Genomic DNA, 15,979 nt, shown 5'->3' on the forward strand with positions numbered 1-15,979 from the left:
GGCTTAGACACAAAAAAAGGTCACAAGAGAGCTTGTGACCTTGATATACTTTCTGGTAAATTTTAATGTAAAAAGTGCCTTACACCTGTCATCACCATCGCTATTTTGTTTTCGTTGCAGTAGTCAATCGAAAGTTGGTCTTTGATAGAACCACCGGGTTGCACCACTGCTTTTATACCCACTTTACCCGCAATTTCTACACAGTCAGGGAACGGGAAAAACGCCTCTGATGCCATAACAGAACCTTCAAGGTCAAATCCAAATTGCTTTGCCTTATCAATTGCTTGATTTAGAGCGTCTACTCTTGAAGTTTGGCCAACCCCACATGCGAGTAGTTGTCCGTCTTTAGCTAAAACCACATTGTTTGATTTCAGGTGCTTACATATTTTCAATGCAAATTCTAAAGCTTTGTTTTGATCATCTGTTGGGCTGATTTCTGTTACCACTTTAAAGTCAGCAGTTTTTTCAGTAGAAAGGTCTTTGTCTTGCTCTAAAACTCCGTTCAATAAGGTCTTGAACTGCTTTTTAGAAGTTGTAACTTCTTTTTTGATCAATAGCCTTCTGTCTTTTTTCTTTTTCAAAATCTCTAATGCATCGTCATCAAACGAAGGAGCAATTAAAATTTCGAAGAAAAGTTTATGAAGCTCTTCTGCTGTTGCCTTGTCTACGTTTGTGTTGGTAATTATCACGCCACCAAATGCTGAAACGGGGTCACATGCCAGTGCATTTACATATGCCTGGTGAGCAGTAGGAGCTGTAGCCACGCCGCAGGCATTGTTATGCTTAACTATTACAAATGTTAGGTCTTCAAATTCTTCAATTAACCTTACACAGGCATCTACATCCATTAGGTTGTTATACGAAAGCTCTTTGCCATGTAATTGGGTAAACATTTCGTCTAAGTTGCCATAAAAAGCAGCAGATTGATGTGGATTTTCGCCGTATCTAAGTGGTGTTTGAGTACTTGCTCTAAAGTTTCCTCCGTCTTCTATTCCAGCAAAATATGCATGGATAGCTGAATCGTAGTGTGAGCTAGTTCCAAAGGCCTTCATAGCGTATTTCTTTCTGTCTTCAAGGTCTGTTCCGCAGTTTTTACTTGCCAATGTTTCGTAAACATCGTCGTACTGTGTTCTTGAAGAAACGATAAGCACATCTTGGAAGTTTTTGGCAGCACCACGAATCAGTGCTATACCACCAATATCTATTTTTTCGATTATATCGTCTTCAGAAGCACCAGAAGCTACGGTTTCTTCGAAAGGATACAAGTCTACAATCACTAAGTCGATAGCTGGAATTTCTAATTCAGCAGCAGTTTTAACATCGTCTTCGTTGTCTCTTCGGTGCAATATTCCACCAAATACTTTCGGGTGAAGTGTCTTTACTCTTCCTCCGAAAATCGAAGGATACGAAGTAAGGTCTTCTACTGCTGTTACCGGAATTCCTAAATCTTCGATAAAACTTTGGGTTCCACCTGTTGAGTAAATCGTTACTCCGTTTTCGTTAAGTAGTTTTACGATTTTATCGAGGCCGTCTTTATAGAAGACCGAAATCAGTGCCGATTGTATCTTTTTGGACATATTGCTTTTTTTGGGTGCAAAAATAATGGTTTTAAATTACTTTGCCTGCAATAATCTAATTAAAAATGCCTGCAAATTATTTTGTCAGGGGTAGAATTTTATCAGAATTAGTCAATTTTAAGTGTTTGATAGTCATATATTTTAAATAGGTTTGCTTTTTATTTCAAAGAAAAATTAAGGATGAAGTATACAATGCGTTGGTTTGGGCCAAATGACCCAGTTTCTTTAATGGATATTCGCCAGTCGGGCTGCTCGGGTGTGGTTTCGGCTTTGCACCAAATTCCGATTGGTCAGGTGTGGACGCTTGGCGAGATTTTAGAAAGAAAAAAAATAATCGAAAAAGACAATGATACTTACACCAAGTTAACTTGGGATGTGGTGGAAAGTTTACCGGTGCATGAAGACATAAAAAAAGGCCTTCCAACTCGAAAATTATATATAGAAAACTATAAAACGTCCCTGGCAAACTTAGCCAAAGCTGGAATATTTACGGTTTGCTACAATTTTATGCCGGTGTTAGATTGGTCAAGAACCAACTTAAACTACGAAATGCCAGACGGCTCTAAAGCCTTAAGGTTTGTTTGGCTTGACTTTGCTATTTTTGATTTATTTATTTTAAAAAGACCAAATGCAGAAAAAGACTACAGCGACGAAATAAAGGAACAAGCGAATGCTAAGTTTGCTAAAATGACCCAGCCTGAATTGGAGACGCTAAAAAATACGGCACTTTTGGGGTTACCAGGTTCCGAAGAGGCGTTTGAATTGGAAACCTTTCAGGGCTTGCTAGATAATTATAAAGCAATAAGAGCCAAAGAGTTAAAAGAGAATTTATTCTTTTTTATAAGTGAAATAGCTCCATTTGCGAATTCTTTGGGAATAAAACTATGTATTCACCCCGATGATCCTCCATTTCCGCTTTTGGGCTTGCCAAGAGTGGTGAGCACTTTTCAAGATTTAAAAGAGTTAATGGAAGCTTCCAACGTAAAAGCAAACGGAATTACATTTTGTACAGGCTCTTTAGGAGTTAGGGCAGATAATCCACTTGCTGAAATGGTTAGATCTTTTGGTGATAGGATTCATTTTGTGCATTTACGTACAACCAGACGAGAAGTTGATCCCGAGAATTTTCATGAAGCAGCACACCTTGATGGCGATGTAGATATGTATGAAGTGGTGAAGGCGATAGTGGAGATTGAGAAAATAACGGGTCCTCTACCCATGCGACCAGATCACGGGCACCAAATGTTAGATGACTTAAATAAAAAAACATACCCTGGATATTCGGCAATTGGAAGGCTAAAAGGACTTGCCGAAATTAGAGGTTTGGAAATGGGTATACGAATGGGCCTAAAATAAGTTTAGGTTGCCTTTTAAGGCGTAAAACCTATCTTCATTGTGGCTTTTTCTGAGTTTTTTGGCAATTGCTTTAGCCCTTTGGCCAGAGCCACAGTAAAAGACTATTTTACCCGAAAATGTATCTATTTGCTCTAAAACTTCTTCCATGGGTATGTTTATGCCTCCAATGTTAAAAGCTTCGTGTTCGTATTCTTCTCTAATATCAATAAGTGTAAATGAGTCGTTTTGAGATTTCATTTCAATAAATTCTTCGGGGCTAATTTCTATTTCTGAATTTGAGGTGATTCCACAAAAAACGTCATAGTCAATCAGTGAGGTAGGTTTTTGTCTTTCGGCATCAGGCTTAATTTTTATTTTCCTAAAAGACATTTCTAAGGTATCCAAAAGTAGTAATTGATTACTAAGCGGCTTCCCAAGTCCTGTGATAATTTTTATGGTTTCGTTTGCTTGAATACTCCCAACAATACCTGCTAATGAACCCAAAACACCTGATTCTGCACAGTTGGGAGCCATTTCGGGTGGAGGAGGGGTTGGAAACATATCTCGGTAAGTGGCTGATCCGTTCAAGTTAAATACGGCTGCTTGGCCTTCATATTGAAATATAGCTCCGTAAACTAAAGGTTTGTTCAAAATTTCGCAAGCGTCATTTATCAAATATCGGGTAGGGAAATTGTCAGAGCCATCCACTACAACATCGTATATATCTATAATTTCTAAGGCATTTTTTGCCGATATTTGGGCTTTATGGGGTTCTATAGTAATGGTTGGGTTTAGTTCTTTTAATCTAATAACCGTTGCGTCTAGTTTCGATTCTCCTGTTTGGTTTGATGTAAATATAATTTGTCTTTGAAGGTTACTGAGGTCAATGTTGTCAAACTCTACTAAACCAAGCGTACCCACACCAGCGGCAGCCAAATAAAGTGAAATAGGGCTCCCCAATCCCCCACATCCTATTATTAGTACGCGTGCTTTTTGGAGTTTTTCTTGAGCTGAAATTCCAAAACCAGGAAGTTTAATTTGTCTGCTATATCTATTTAAATCTTCGGCGTTCATTATTTCTGAAAGTTTAGATTATTGAGTTTTGATTTAAACAAAAAACCGCCACACAAAGTGCGACGGTAATGTTTATAAGAATAAGCAAATAAGTAAGTCGGAATCCTTTAAGAACCACACATTTCGCAACCTTCTGGGTTGTCTAATGAGCATTGCATAGCTGCATATTTTTGTTCTTCTTCACTCATCACAAAAGATGAAGCAGCTTTCGCTTTCGCTTCGTTTTCTTTTGCGTATGCTTCGTAATTCAATGGTTTTTCTTCTATTTTTTCTGTAACAGGTGTTGTTTCTGCTAATGCTTGTCTGTCAACTGTAAACTTAACCGCATCAGTTGCAGCCTTAGTTCTTAGGTAATACATACCAGTTTTAAGACCCGCTTTCCAAGCATAGAAGTGCATAGAGGTAAGTTTGGCAAAGTTAGGGTCTAGCATAAATATGTTAAGTGACTGACTTTGGCAAATAAACGCACCACGGTCTGCAGACATATCAATAATAGATTTTTGCTTTATTTCCCATGCTGTTTTGTATAGTTCTTTTAAATCGGCTGGAATTTCGCTGATGTTTTGTACCGAACCATTGGCTGCAATCAGTTTGTTTTTCATTCCGTCGTTCCAAAGACCAATCTTTATTAAATCTCTTAGTAAGTGTTTGTTTAATATTACAAACTCACCTGACAATACTCTTCTGGTATAAATATTAGATGTATAAGGCTCAAAACATTCGTTGTTTCCAAGTATTTGACTGGTAGAAGCTGTAGGCATAGGAGCAAGTAGAAGAGAGTTTCTTACTCCATGCTCTTTCACTTTTGCTCTAAGGCCTTCCCAATCCCACAGGCCTGAGTCTGGCGTAACGCCCCACATATCAAACTGGAATATTCCTTGTGATATTGGAGAACCTTCCCATGTTTCGTATGGACCTTCTTCTGTTGCTAGTTCCATAGAAGCTTCCATGGCTGCAAAGTAGATAGTTTCAAATATATCTTTATTCAGTTTTTGAGCAGCTGCTGATTCAAAAGGCATCTTCAGCATGATAAATGCGTCTGCTAGTCCTTGAATACCAATACCGATAGGTCTGTGACGCTTGTTGCTTTTCTCAGCTTCTGGTACTGGATAATAGTTTACGTCAATAATCTTATTCAGGTTACGAGTAATAACCTTCGTGATTTTATACAGATTTTGGAAATCAAACCCATCTTCTATTCCTGCTTCGTTTACATTTACAAACTTAGGAAGGGCAATAGATGCAAGATTACAAACCGCCACTTCGTCAGGAGCAGTGTATTCCATTATTTCGGTACACAAGTTGGAAGACTTAATAGTACCTAGATTTTTCTGGTTTGACTTTTTGTTGGCAGCGTCTTTATATAAAATGTACGGCGTACCCGTTTCCACTTGAGATTCTAAAATTGCAAACCAAAGTTCTTGTGCTTGAATTGTTTTTCTAGCTTTTCCTTCTGATTCGTATTTCTCATAAAGTCTCTCAAACTCGTCTCCATGGCAATCTGCCATTCCTGGGCATTCGTGAGGGCAGAATAGCGACCAAGTGCTGTTTGCTTCTACCCGTTTCATAAACAAATCCGGAATCCACATAGCATAGAATAAGTCTCTTGCTCTTGCTTCTTCTTTTCCGTGATTACGCTTTAACTCAAGGAATTCAAAAATATCTGCATGCCAAGGCTCTAAATATATAGCGAAAGAGCCTTTACGTTTACCGCCGCCTTGATCTACGTATCTAGCAGTGTCGTTAAATACCCTTAGCATTGGCACTATACCATTTGAAGTACCATTAGTGCCTTTGATATAGCTTCCTGTAGCTCTTACGTTGTGAATCGAAAGCCCAATACCTCCGGCAGACTGCGAGATTCTTGCGGTTTGCTTTAAGGTATCGTAAATGCCGTCAATACTATCATCTTTCATAGTTAATAAGAAACATGAAGACAATTGGGGCTTAGGTGTACCTGCGTTAAATAGCGTAGGAGTAGCATGTGTAAACCACTTTTCAGAAAGTAGGTTATAAGTTTCTACTGCTTTTTCAATATTTTCTCCGTGAATACCTACAGCTACTCGCATAAGCATGTGCTGAGGTCTTTCTACTATTTTGTTGTTTAATTTTAATAGATAAGATTTTTCTAAAGTTTTATAACCAAAATAATCATACCCGAAATCTCTATCGTAGATGATCGATGAGTCTAAAAGAGCTGCATTTGCCTGAATAGTTTTCCAAACGTCTTTTGCTATCAACGAAGCGTTTTCTCCTGTTTTAGGATCTACATATTGATACAACATTTTCATTGTTCCTGAAAACGACTTCAATGTGTTTTTATGTAAGTTGGAAATGGCTATTCGAGCTGCTAGGGTTGCATAGTCAGGATGCTTGGTAGTCATAGAGGCTGCTGTCTCAGCGGCCAAGTTGTCTAGCTCAGATGTAGTAACGCCGTCATATATACCTGAAACTACTTTCATGGCAACTTCTACGGGTTGTACAAAAACGGGGTCTAGTCCATAGCAAAGTCTTTCTATTCTTGCGGTCACTTTGTCAAACTTAACCGACTCACGTCGACCGTCTCTTTTGATAACGTACATATGTTTTTTTTCAGTAAGAGGTGTATATAAATTCAAGATTCAATTCCAGTACAAATAATATTCAAAGTATCTAGAGTTTTCAAAATTATAGAAAAAAAGAATGGAAAAAAACCTTGAAAAAGCTTGGAAAAATAGATTATTCAAATTGTTCCGAAAGCTAGTTTTTAATACATGCTTATTATCAATATTTTAAAAAAATAGAATCCCTAAATAATACTAAACTAAAAGTTATCCACAATTAAAATGCGAAACTCTAAAAAAATAGAGCTATGGCGAAGGTTCTTTGGGTTAAGTCTTAGGGACAAACAAAAATAGGACAAGTTTTTATAATAACAAATTTATTTTTTCACTTATCCACATCTAACCTCTTCATTATTAATCGTTACATTCCATTATCAACAGTGTGCCCGAGACGTATGAAATTTCCACAATTCCATCAGAAAGTGCCTCATTGCTATTGCCAAGGCGGAAACCGATTTTTAAATCACCTTTTTTAAGGGGGTATTTGAGGTTCGAAGTAGTGATTTCGGTTGCCTCATATAGGGGTATCAAAGACACGGGAGTTTTTGCTAAAAACCATTTCGAAAATACATCAGGTAATGGGGCTATTCGGTAGATAGTAGAGTAGTCGTCTAGCATCTTAAGTTTTATGGTATTTGGGTAGCGTCCTAGGATACAAATATTAGAAAAATTGTGGTCAGCTCGTCTGCCGGTGGCCCATACGATATTTGCTGCAGGAAACCCTCTTTCTATAAGGAAGTCGATGGCTTTTTCGAGGTCGGTTTTATCTTGGTCAGGGGTGTGAACTATTTCAATCGGAAATTGTCTTTTTCTAATATCGTCAAGGTCGTGGGCGTTTCTGTCGAAGTCACCTAAAAGCACGTCTACTTTAATCCCAAGCTCCAATACTCTATCAAGTGCACCGTCTAAAACTACTACAAACGGGCTCCACTCAAGTAGCTCTTCGAGAAGGCTAAAGCTGCAAGATTCACCGTTGGCAATAATAAGTGCAGGCTCTTGTTTTTCTTTGACAATATGATGAGAAGACATAAATAGGGAGGATATAAAAAGCCCGCAATTTAGGTTAAAATGCGGGCATTGGTTTTATTCTTTTTCTTCAGCTTCAGCTTGTACTTCGAAAGCTTCGGGTAGATTGGCAAAAAGGATTTTATACCAATTGATGATTTTTTTAATGTCAGTAGGATATACTCTGTCTTTATCAAAGTCAGGTAACACGGTTGCGAAAAACTCAAAAAGCTCTTTTGGGCTTGCTGACTTTGGGTCTATCTCAACTTTATCTGCATATTTTTCTTTTAAGGTCATAAAAATATCACCCAATGGAACCGAATGGTTAATGTCTTCGGTATAGATTGATATTTCTTTTAAAACCGAAACTTTAGCGTTTGCACTTACCATTTCGCGTTTTTTGCTTTCGTCAAGTGTTTCTACTATAACTCCCGCTCTGCTCGGTTTTATGATGCGGTATAGTCCTGCTTTGCCAGATATATTGGCTACTTCTTGTAATAATTCCATATGATTTTTAAAAAATAAGATGCAAAATTAGTTAAAAAATATGCTTTGATTGTTTAAAATGTTTCTAAACCTTTATAAATCGCCCTCGATTGGCCTCAGGACTATTTCTTCAACGACAGCCTGCGGCGATAAATTATATGACGCCCAAATGATATCTGCTACATCGTCGGCTTTCATAAATCTATCTTCAGGTAAGTCTACTCCTGCCCAGCTGCTGGTATAGGTTGCCCCAGGCATAAGCGAGGTTACTTTGACTTTAAACTGCTTAAGTTCTTCTCTTAGGCTTTTGCTGAAGCCTAGCATCGCAAATTTTGAGATACTGTATGAGCTACTGTTAGGATAAGCCATGAGACTGGCTATGGAGCACACATTAAAAATATGGGCATTGTCACTTTTTAAAATTAAAGGCAAAAGCGACCTCGTAAGATAATAGGCACTGTATAAATTCGTGTCTATTTGAGTTTCCAAAGCACCTTCGGGCTCATCAATAATTTTTCCGGGCATAAACACACCGGCATTATTCACCAAAACCGAAACCGGCATGTTGAGCTCCTCAATGGCTTTTCCAAATTCAAGCACTTCAGATTTGACGCTCATGTCTATTTTCTTGGTAAAACACTTGACCTTATATTTGTTTACTATCAAAGACTTTACTTCTTCGAGGTCGTTTTCATTTCTAGCACAAACTGCTATTGGGTAATTTTGGCTCGCAAATTTTTCGGCAATTGCCCTTCCTATTCCTTTTGTGGCACCAGATATTACCACTAATCCATTTTCTCGCATAGTTTTTGATGTTGAATATTTTAGAAGTTTAAAAAAAAACACGTTTAGAAAAGAACGTATTAAACTTTTAGATGTTTAAATATTTATTTGGAACAAAATTAGGAATCTTTCATCTTGAATTTGTTTTTTTCGAATTAAAGAATGTATTCAGTCTTAAAATAAGGCTTAATGCTTACCTTTGTTTTTGATTAATTCTGGAAATATATGCTTACAATTCTAGGTAATTTTTTTATTTTCATAAATAACCTTTTCACTAGAAGGGAATCTTCTAAGGTGTATTGGAAGAGGTTTATTGATGAATGCGTCACGATAGGGATAGGGTCGGTTATTATCATATCTATTGTGGCATTGTTTATTGGTGCGGTTACTTGTGTGCAAACCTACGCCAACTTGGTGAGTCCTATCATTCCTAACTATGTAGTGAGCAATATTGTAAGAGACATGACGCTTCTGGAGCTCTCTTCTACGTTTATGTGTGTAGTATTGGCAGGGAAAGTTGGCTCAAACATAGCTGGTGAGTTAGGAACCATGCGAATTACAGAGCAAATAGATGCCCTCGAAGTGATGGGAATAAACTCGGCTTCTTACTTGGTTTTGCCAAAGGTATTGGCCGCTACTATTACGTTTCCTATTCTCGCTATATTTTCTGGGTTTCTTGGGATCTTTGGTGGGTATTTGGCTGGAACCATGACCGGAATACTTACACCTGAGCAATATATTTATGGAATTCGCTTTTCGTTTATACCTTTTAATTTGGTGATTGCCTTAATCAAGTCTTCTGTTTTTGGTTTTCTGATTGCCACTATTTCTGCCTACAAAGGCTACAACACAAGTGGAGGGGCTTTTGAGGTTGGTAGAGCATCTACCTCTGCCGTTACCAATAGCTGTATTGCGGTTTTGGTAGCAGATTATTTACTAGCTGAATTGTTGACATGATAGAAATAAAAAATATTAGCAAGGCCTTCAATGGTAAGGTTGTTCTCGACGGTATTTCAGGTGTTTTTAAAAAAGGAGAAACCAGCCTTGTGATTGGTGCGAGTGGCACCGGTAAAAGTGTGCTACTTAAGTGTATGCTTGATTTGGTAACGCCAGAAAATGGCTCAGTGCTTTACGATGGCCGTGAGTTTTTGGGAATATCAGAAAATGAAAGAAAAGAAATAAGAAGAGAAATGGGTGTCCTTTTTCAAGGAGGAGCTTTGTTTGATTCGAAAACGGTAAACGATAATATAAAATTTCCTTTAGACATGCTCACCGATATGTCTGAAAGCGAAAAAAGAGATAGGGTTGATTTTTGTCTTCACAAAGTTGGTCTAGACGGAACCGGCAAAAGAATGCCTTCTGAAATATCTGGTGGTATGAAAAAAAGAGTGGGAATAGCACGTGCTATCGTGATGAACCCTAAATATCTTTTTTGTGATGAGCCAAACTCAGGTTTAGACCCGTTGACTTCAATTAAAATAGATGAGCTTATAAAAGAGCTTACAGATGATTTTCAGATCACTACGGTTATTATAACCCACGATATGAACTCGGTGTTAAGCATAGGCGACAACATCAAGTTTTTGTACAAAGGCAAAAAAATCTGGGAAGGCGATAGTAACGCAATTATGACAGCTAAGCTCAAAGAAATAGATGAGTTTGTATTTTCAAACCACGCCCTTAAAAAACTTAGAGGGGAATTTCACTAAAAGCTTTATTACAAAGGTTTCTCTAGCAATTCGGGATTGTTAATCATTTTCTTAAAGTACTTAAAAAGCTTACCCGCGTGAGAGGCATCTACCACTCTGTGGTCTAGGGCTGCACTTAGGGTCATTACCCTTCTGACCACAATCTCATCATTTACCACCCAAGGTCTTTTAGAAACTCCACCGAGCAACAACACAAACGAAATGTTAGCAGTAGGCAAAAGTGCCGGGTATCCATTATCTAAGCCGAGTGTGCCAATATTTGACAATATAAAAGAACCAAAAGAGTTGGAGTCTACATTAATAATTGGAAGCGAAATGCCCCAGTCAGTGGTAATTGTTTTTATTATTTTATAAATCCAATTTCTTATTGGCCACGGAAATGTAGAAAGTTTATCTTTCATTTTCATGGTGGTGTTTTCGTCCCCTTTTTTTGTGTTTTGGATTAAATCAGACAAAATCCGTACGGACTCTTCGAGAGTTAAAGTGTCTACTTTATGCACTTTTACCGAGCCCATGTCTCCGCTTGGAAGCAGCACACTAACTGTGGTGTCTATTTCGTCATAACTATAAATGTTTCCTCGTTTTACGTAGGTGTTTAGCTCAGGTACGGCTTCTTTTATGGCTCTGGCTGTAGCCAAAAGGAAAAAGTGGGTCAAGGTTACTTTCAGGCCTTCTTTTCTTTTTTGAGTGATATAGGCTTCTAAGTCCGTAATATCAACATCTACAGAGCCAAAAATTTTTGAGTCGTTTGGTTTTTTATAAATAGTCGAGGCCGTTTTTCTCCAAGCCGTATTGAAATCGTATTTCATTGAAAAGGTTTTCGTTCAAAAAACAAAAATGCGTTATTTTTTTAGTTTGGTAAAGCAAAAGCCACAATCTTGTTTCCTTTTGGGGTTCCCAGTTTTGTGCCGCCGCAGGCTACCACTACATATTGTTTGCCGTTCAGTTTGTAAGTAGCTGGTGTTGCAAATGCCGCCGCTGGCAAATCATGCTCCCAAACCATTTTTCCTGTTTCCTTATCGAATGCTCTGATTTTTGCATCTTTAGTCGCAGCTATAAATACCAGTTTTCCTGCGGTTACTATCGGTCCGCCGTAGTTTTCGCTTCCCGTTCCTGTAATGCCTTCTTTTTTCAGAAGTGGTTCATCTCCCAAGACTATTTTCCATTTCAGTGCTCCTGTATTAAGGTCAATGGCATTTAGGGTGCCCCAAGGTGGTGCAATAGCCGGGAGGCCCCTGTCATCTAAAAATTTTGTATAGCCTTGCATTTTATAAGGCGAAACATATTTTGTATTTACGTAATTACTGGTCATTTCCTTTTTCTCTTCATTAAACAAAAACTGAATAAGGGCTTGTTTTTCTATGTCTTTTACGTAAGCAAAGCCCGGCATCATGCCCCTGCCGCTATTTATTATGTCAAAAATTTTCTTTTTGTCATATTTTTGAATTGCTTTTACTAGCGAAGGGTATCCGCTTTGTTTGTTTCCTTCTCGGTCTTTGCCGTGGCAGGCTTGGCAGTAATTTGTGTACGTTTGCTCACCCAATGGACCATTAGATGCCTTTGCTTCAGTTTTTTTCATGTCAATGATCCACGCCATTTCGTTGGCATTTACATACATCACGCCTTCGGGGTCTATTGCCGCTCCGCCCCATTCTGGCCCACCGTCAAATCCGGGCATAATTAGTGTGCCTTGTTCGCTTGGTGGGTCAAATTGCTCTCTTTTAAATGAGATAAATTTTTTTATTAATTCAGCTCTATTTTGAGCGTATGGGCTGATGTCGTTTTCGGTTAATTGATTAGACTGCCTTGCAAATGGAAGAGGGAGTTTAGGCAAAGGTTGGGTCTTGTTGGTTTTTTCTCCAGGAAGCATTGATTTTGGAACCTTTACTTCTTTGATAGGAAAAACTGGTTTCCCTATCTTTCTATCAAAAATAAACACATAACCATGCTTGGTAACTTGTGCCACCGCATCTATTTTTTTTCCTCCTTTCGAAATCGAAATTAAGTTTGGTGGGGCAGGCAAGTCTCTGTCCCAAATGTCATGATGTATGGTTTGGTAATGCCAAATACGTTTACCAGTTCGGGCGTCTAAGGCTATCAGCGTGTTGGCAAATAGATTTTTGCCCGGCCTGTTGCCTCCATAAAAATCGTAGGCGGCTGATCCTGTTGGAACATATAAAATACCCGTTTTAATATCAACCGACATTCCTGCCCAGTTATTTACAGCTCCTATACTTTCGTTTTTATATGCATCAGGCGGAAACGTTTTGTATCCATACTCGCCCGGGTGAGGGATTGTGTGAAAAGTCCAAACCAACTTGCCTGATATAACATCAAAAGCCCTAAGGTCACCTATGGCTGCATCATCACCTTCAGAAACTCGTACGGGCATGTATATGAGGTTTTCGAAGACTGTGCCTGGCGTGTTAGATATGATATATTTTTCTTGAGAGTTTTCGGGAAGGCCAATGTGTAAATCCACTTTTCCGTTTTCTCCAAAAGTTTTTATTGGTTTTCCGGTTAGGGCATCTAAGGCCCAGAGGTTTGCTCCAGCTGTGAAGAGCACTCTTTTTTCGTCTTTGTTTTGCCAAAAGGAAGCCCCTCTGCTTGTACTAGATGCGTTTTTCACTGGGTCGCCAAAACGCCATATTTCTTTACCTGTGGAGGCGTTGAGTGCAAATGCCTGAACGTTAGCATCAACTCCATACAATACGCCGTCAATAACCAAGGGGTTCATTTGCATTTGGCCAGAATCTGGAGTGCTGTATTCCCAAGCGATTTCAAGTTTATTTACATTTTGGGCAGTTATTTGATCGAGTTTAGAGTAATGGTTTCGGTCAGGTCCGCCAAGGTAGTCAGCCCAGTTATCTTCAGAACCAAAAGTGATATCGAGGTTTTTTAAATAAACCAATGACGTAAATAGAGTTAAGGCAAATAGACTAATTACTAAGGCGTATTTTTTTCTCATGGCTTTGGGTTGTTCATCTCTCTCGTTATCTCGTTTAGCTTATTGACTTTGTACGTGAAATCGCCTTTTAGTTTATTTCTAATGCTCTGGAGGTTATCAAGGGTTTCTTGCAAACTATCAGGTAGTATTTCTTCCAATATTTCTCTAAATCTTTTGGCGAAAGTCGGCGATTTGCCATTGGTTGATATTCCAATTTTGAGGTCTCCTTTTTTTACAATCGAACCTAAATAAAAATCACAAAGGTCAGGTGTGTCGGCCACGTTTACCAAAATATTGTTGGCCTTACAGTCTTGTTGCACTTGTTTGTTTACTTCAGAACTGTCTGTTCCAGCAATAACCACATTGGCGAATTTTAAAAAATCAACAGAATAGGGTTCGTAGTACAAGTCAATGGAGTGTGTTTTGGTTAATTCAACTATTTCATCTTTTATTAATGGTGCCACCAAGGTAACTTTTGCTTCAGGGGAGTTTTTAAGCAAAGCCTCCAGTTTTTCTAAGCCTACGTTTCCTCCGCCTACAATTAAAAACTTAAGGAAGTCTCCTTTTAGAAAAATTGGAAATAGTGTATTCATAAAATCAATAGAATTTGAATTATTAAGGTACTACAAAAATGTAAAAATAATAGAGTTTTACGGCTTTAAGTTGATTTTGGTAAATACCCCAAAAATAATTTAGTAAAACTGGAAAGATTTTTTAAGGTTATTAATAATACTTTGTTGCTCTGAGTCACAAACAGTATTAACAAGTTAATATTATATAGAATGTTTTTTTGTCTTTTTTTAATAAAAATTATGATTTCCTCAAACGCTTTTTGTAGCCGCTCAATAACAAAATAACTGATTTAACGGCTACATTTTCAATGTATTGGCATAAAAATTGCTTCAATATTTACGTACTACTTATTTAAAAAAATACAAAAAATAAAAATTAATGAAAACGATTAAAATCACATTTTTAGCATTGGCTTTATCAGGTTATGCAGCCACTGCACAAGACACAAAAACAGACAAGCACACGTTGGAAATTAAAATCCCGGAAGTTGCAATCTTAGACATTGAGTCTACAGGAGAGTCAAATGCTATATCATTAGCAGCAACAGCACCTATTGAAGCAGGAAACGCGTTAGACTTTTCAAAGGCATTAAACACAGACCTTTGGATAAACTATTCTTCTATTGTTGGGAAAAAATCGGATCCTACTAGAGAGGTAACCGTACAAGTTACGAGTGGAACAATACCTTCTGGTATTGAAATTTTAGTTGCGGCGGCAAAAGATGCAGGTCAAGGAGAAGGTAAAGTAGGAAGCCCCGTGGATGAATTAATTTTAAGTACTGCTCCTCAAAAAATTATTACTGAAGTTGGTAGTGCATACACAGGAAACGGACCTAAGAGAGGTCACAATTTGACTTATAAGCTTCAGCAAAAGAAAGACGCTTATGGTGAAATAGATTTTGATCAAAGCGGTAGTTTAACAGTGGTGTATACATTGTCAGACAAGTAAGAATTAGCGAACTCAATAGATTTCCCTTTCTAATTAAGTAGGAAGGGAAATTATTTAAACAGTGCATTATGAAAATCCTAATAACAATAATATTTAGCTGCCTGCTAAGTTTTCAAAGCATTGGTGCAGTTATAGTCCAAAATGGTTTGACCCAAATCCACGATGTTTCTATGCATTCTCAAAAAGAAGGCAAGGTAGTTTTGAAAAACATTGGAAATAAACCAGAAGCAATAAAAGTATATTTTAATGACTTAAGCACTGACTGTAAAGGTGAAATGAGCTATGTCGTTCCTGGTAAAAACGCAAGGTCTTTATATCCATTTTTAAATATTTCAACTACTAACTATACTTTGCAGCCAGGTGAAGAATATGAGTTAACCTACCAGATAGATTTAACGAAAAACAAGTTTGAAAGTGGGTCAATGTGGACTTTGATGATGATTGAAATTGTAGAACCAATTTCAAAGGAAACATCCTCTTCAGGGTTTGAGATAGGTTCAAAAGTTAGATATGCCGTTCAGTTGATTACTAATATTGGTCAAAAAAATGCGGAAAACTTTGTTTTTTCGAATGTAAAACTTGCTAAAGATTTAGATGGTGAAAAAGTGGTAGAAGCCTCTATTGATAATGGAGGGGTATTTATGATTCTTCCTAATGTAACTATTCAAATATTTGATAGTAAAGGGAGTAAAGTAAAAGATATTACTGTTCCCTCAAAAAAAATATATCCGCAAAACTGTCAGAGCTTTAAATTACCCTTGGCAGGTCTCGCTACTGGAAAATATCAAGCAGTTTTATTGGCCGATTACCTCGAAGAAAGTATAGGTGTAAACCTTGAGATAGAAATTTAAAATTTGAGATTAAAAATATTCATATGGATTGTTATATTCTTTTTTGGCGAATTAAATATCTTGTTTGCTCAGGAGTTTTTTACCCAAA

Annotated in this window: 14 protein-coding genes; 5 read left to right on the forward strand and 9 right to left on the reverse strand. The window is 37.7% G+C overall.

The window, feature by feature from the left end; all coding sequences use genetic code 11:
• Positions 1-62: 62 nt before the first annotated feature.
• A complete protein-coding gene (purH, locus tag ACFOOI_RS15485; protein WP_379838924.1) occupies positions 63-1,577 on the reverse strand; it encodes a bifunctional phosphoribosylaminoimidazolecarboxamide formyltransferase/IMP cyclohydrolase in 1,515 nt (504 codons plus the stop codon).
• Between the two features lie 180 nt (positions 1,578-1,757).
• Here purH and uxuA point away from each other — a divergent pair, with 180 nt between their 5' ends.
• Positions 1,758-2,933, forward strand: coding sequence for a mannonate dehydratase (gene uxuA / locus ACFOOI_RS15490; protein WP_379838925.1), 1,176 nt, complete (start codon positions 1,758-1,760; stop codon positions 2,931-2,933).
• Here uxuA and moeB read toward each other — a convergent pair.
• The 5 genes from moeB to ACFOOI_RS15515 all read right to left on the reverse strand — a co-directional run bounded on the left by moeB (position 2,925) and on the right by ACFOOI_RS15515 (position 8,884).
• On the reverse strand, positions 2,925-3,986 hold the full coding sequence (gene moeB / locus ACFOOI_RS15495; RefSeq protein WP_379838926.1) for a molybdopterin-synthase adenylyltransferase MoeB: 1,062 nt from the start codon (positions 3,984-3,986) through the stop codon (positions 2,925-2,927). The two genes, uxuA and moeB, sit on opposite strands and share 9 nt — an antisense overlap.
• 107 nt (positions 3,987-4,093) lie before the next feature.
• Complete coding sequence (locus tag ACFOOI_RS15500) at positions 4,094-6,568, reverse strand: ribonucleoside-diphosphate reductase subunit alpha (protein ID WP_379838927.1); 2,475 nt, start codon at positions 6,566-6,568, stop codon at positions 4,094-4,096.
• A gap of 375 nt (positions 6,569-6,943) precedes the next feature.
• A complete protein-coding gene (locus ACFOOI_RS15505; protein ID WP_379838928.1) occupies positions 6,944-7,618 on the reverse strand; it encodes a thiamine diphosphokinase in 675 nt (224 codons plus the stop codon).
• Between the two features lie 54 nt (positions 7,619-7,672).
• Positions 7,673-8,101 (reverse strand): DUF5606 family protein, encoded by a 429-nt coding sequence (locus ACFOOI_RS15510; RefSeq protein WP_379838929.1) that lies wholly within the window; start codon positions 8,099-8,101, stop codon positions 7,673-7,675.
• Between the two features lie 72 nt (positions 8,102-8,173).
• Positions 8,174-8,884 carry an SDR family oxidoreductase gene (locus tag ACFOOI_RS15515; RefSeq protein ID WP_379838930.1) on the reverse strand — a complete coding sequence of 237 codons (711 nt, stop codon included), beginning with the start codon at positions 8,882-8,884 and terminating at the stop codon, positions 8,174-8,176.
• Positions 8,885-9,088: 204 nt separating this feature from the next.
• Here ACFOOI_RS15515 and ACFOOI_RS15520 point away from each other — a divergent pair, with 204 nt between their 5' ends.
• Together ACFOOI_RS15520 and ACFOOI_RS15525 are read left to right on the forward strand one after the other, a co-directional pair.
• A complete protein-coding gene (locus ACFOOI_RS15520) occupies positions 9,089-9,820 on the forward strand; it encodes an MlaE family ABC transporter permease (RefSeq protein WP_379838931.1) in 732 nt (243 codons plus the stop codon).
• Positions 9,817-10,572 carry an ABC transporter ATP-binding protein gene (locus ACFOOI_RS15525; protein ID WP_379838932.1) on the forward strand — a complete coding sequence of 252 codons (756 nt, stop codon included), beginning with the start codon at positions 9,817-9,819 and terminating at the stop codon, positions 10,570-10,572. The genes ACFOOI_RS15520 and ACFOOI_RS15525 overlap by 4 nt, the downstream gene beginning before the upstream one ends.
• 8 nt (positions 10,573-10,580) lie before the next feature.
• On the opposite strand, the gene ACFOOI_RS15530 is transcribed toward ACFOOI_RS15525, so the two are convergent.
• From ACFOOI_RS15530 to ACFOOI_RS15540, 3 genes are read right to left on the reverse strand one after another with little or no spacing between them, the layout of a single operon-like run.
• Positions 10,581-11,381, reverse strand: a complete 801-nt coding sequence (locus ACFOOI_RS15530; RefSeq protein ID WP_379838933.1) for a 2-oxo acid dehydrogenase subunit E2 — start codon at positions 11,379-11,381, stop codon at positions 10,581-10,583.
• Positions 11,382-11,422: 41 nt separating this feature from the next.
• Entirely contained in the window at positions 11,423-13,540 is a 2,118-nt protein-coding gene (locus ACFOOI_RS15535) for an outer membrane protein assembly factor BamB family protein (protein WP_379838934.1), read from the reverse strand.
• The gene (locus tag ACFOOI_RS15540) at positions 13,537-14,112 is read right to left on the reverse strand and encodes a precorrin-2 dehydrogenase/sirohydrochlorin ferrochelatase family protein (protein WP_379838935.1); all 576 of its coding nucleotides are present in this window, start codon (positions 14,110-14,112) and stop codon (positions 13,537-13,539) included. Before ACFOOI_RS15540 ends, ACFOOI_RS15535 begins: the two co-directional genes overlap by 4 nt.
• A 358-nt stretch (positions 14,113-14,470) precedes the next feature.
• Between ACFOOI_RS15540 and ACFOOI_RS15545 the strand changes: the two genes are divergently transcribed.
• Positions 14,471-15,040: a hypothetical protein gene (locus ACFOOI_RS15545; protein ID WP_379838936.1), complete on the forward strand. Its 570-nt coding sequence runs from the start codon at positions 14,471-14,473 to the stop codon at positions 15,038-15,040.
• Between the two features lie 68 nt (positions 15,041-15,108).
• The gene (locus tag ACFOOI_RS15550; protein ID WP_379838937.1) at positions 15,109-15,891 is read left to right on the forward strand and encodes a hypothetical protein; all 783 of its coding nucleotides are present in this window, start codon (positions 15,109-15,111) and stop codon (positions 15,889-15,891) included.
• The last annotated feature ends 88 nt before the right edge of the window (positions 15,892-15,979 follow it).

The organism is Lacihabitans lacunae (assembly GCF_042649125.1).
Taxonomy (GTDB): Bacteria; Bacteroidota; Bacteroidia; order Cytophagales; family Spirosomataceae; genus Leadbetterella; species Leadbetterella lacunae.

Bases quoted from the DNA above. Each gene is read 5' to 3' on its own strand.
- purH (WP_379838924.1), bottom strand. From the start codon at position 1,577: ATGTCCAAAAAGATACAATCGGCACTGATTTCGGTCTTCTATAAAGAC.
- uxuA (WP_379838925.1), top strand. From the start codon at position 1,758: ATGAAGTATACAATGCGTTGGTTTGGGCCAAATGACCCAGTTTCTTTA.
- moeB (WP_379838926.1), bottom strand. From the start codon at position 3,986: ATGAACGCCGAAGATTTAAATAGATATAGCAGACAAATTAAACTTCCT.
- ACFOOI_RS15500 (WP_379838927.1), bottom strand. From the start codon at position 6,568: ATGTACGTTATCAAAAGAGACGGTCGACGTGAGTCGGTTAAGTTTGAC.
- ACFOOI_RS15505 (WP_379838928.1), bottom strand. From the start codon at position 7,618: ATGTCTTCTCATCATATTGTCAAAGAAAAACAAGAGCCTGCACTTATT.
- ACFOOI_RS15510 (WP_379838929.1), bottom strand. From the start codon at position 8,101: ATGGAATTATTACAAGAAGTAGCCAATATATCTGGCAAAGCAGGACTA.
- ACFOOI_RS15515 (WP_379838930.1), bottom strand. From the start codon at position 8,884: ATGCGAGAAAATGGATTAGTGGTAATATCTGGTGCCACAAAAGGAATA.
- ACFOOI_RS15520 (WP_379838931.1), top strand. From the start codon at position 9,089: ATGCTTACAATTCTAGGTAATTTTTTTATTTTCATAAATAACCTTTTC.
- ACFOOI_RS15525 (WP_379838932.1), top strand. From the start codon at position 9,817: ATGATAGAAATAAAAAATATTAGCAAGGCCTTCAATGGTAAGGTTGTT.
- ACFOOI_RS15530 (WP_379838933.1), bottom strand. From the start codon at position 11,381: ATGAAATACGATTTCAATACGGCTTGGAGAAAAACGGCCTCGACTATT.
- ACFOOI_RS15535 (WP_379838934.1), bottom strand. From the start codon at position 13,540: ATGAGAAAAAAATACGCCTTAGTAATTAGTCTATTTGCCTTAACTCTA.
- ACFOOI_RS15540 (WP_379838935.1), bottom strand. From the start codon at position 14,112: ATGAATACACTATTTCCAATTTTTCTAAAAGGAGACTTCCTTAAGTTT.
- ACFOOI_RS15545 (WP_379838936.1), top strand. From the start codon at position 14,471: ATGAAAACGATTAAAATCACATTTTTAGCATTGGCTTTATCAGGTTAT.
- ACFOOI_RS15550 (WP_379838937.1), top strand. From the start codon at position 15,109: ATGAAAATCCTAATAACAATAATATTTAGCTGCCTGCTAAGTTTTCAA.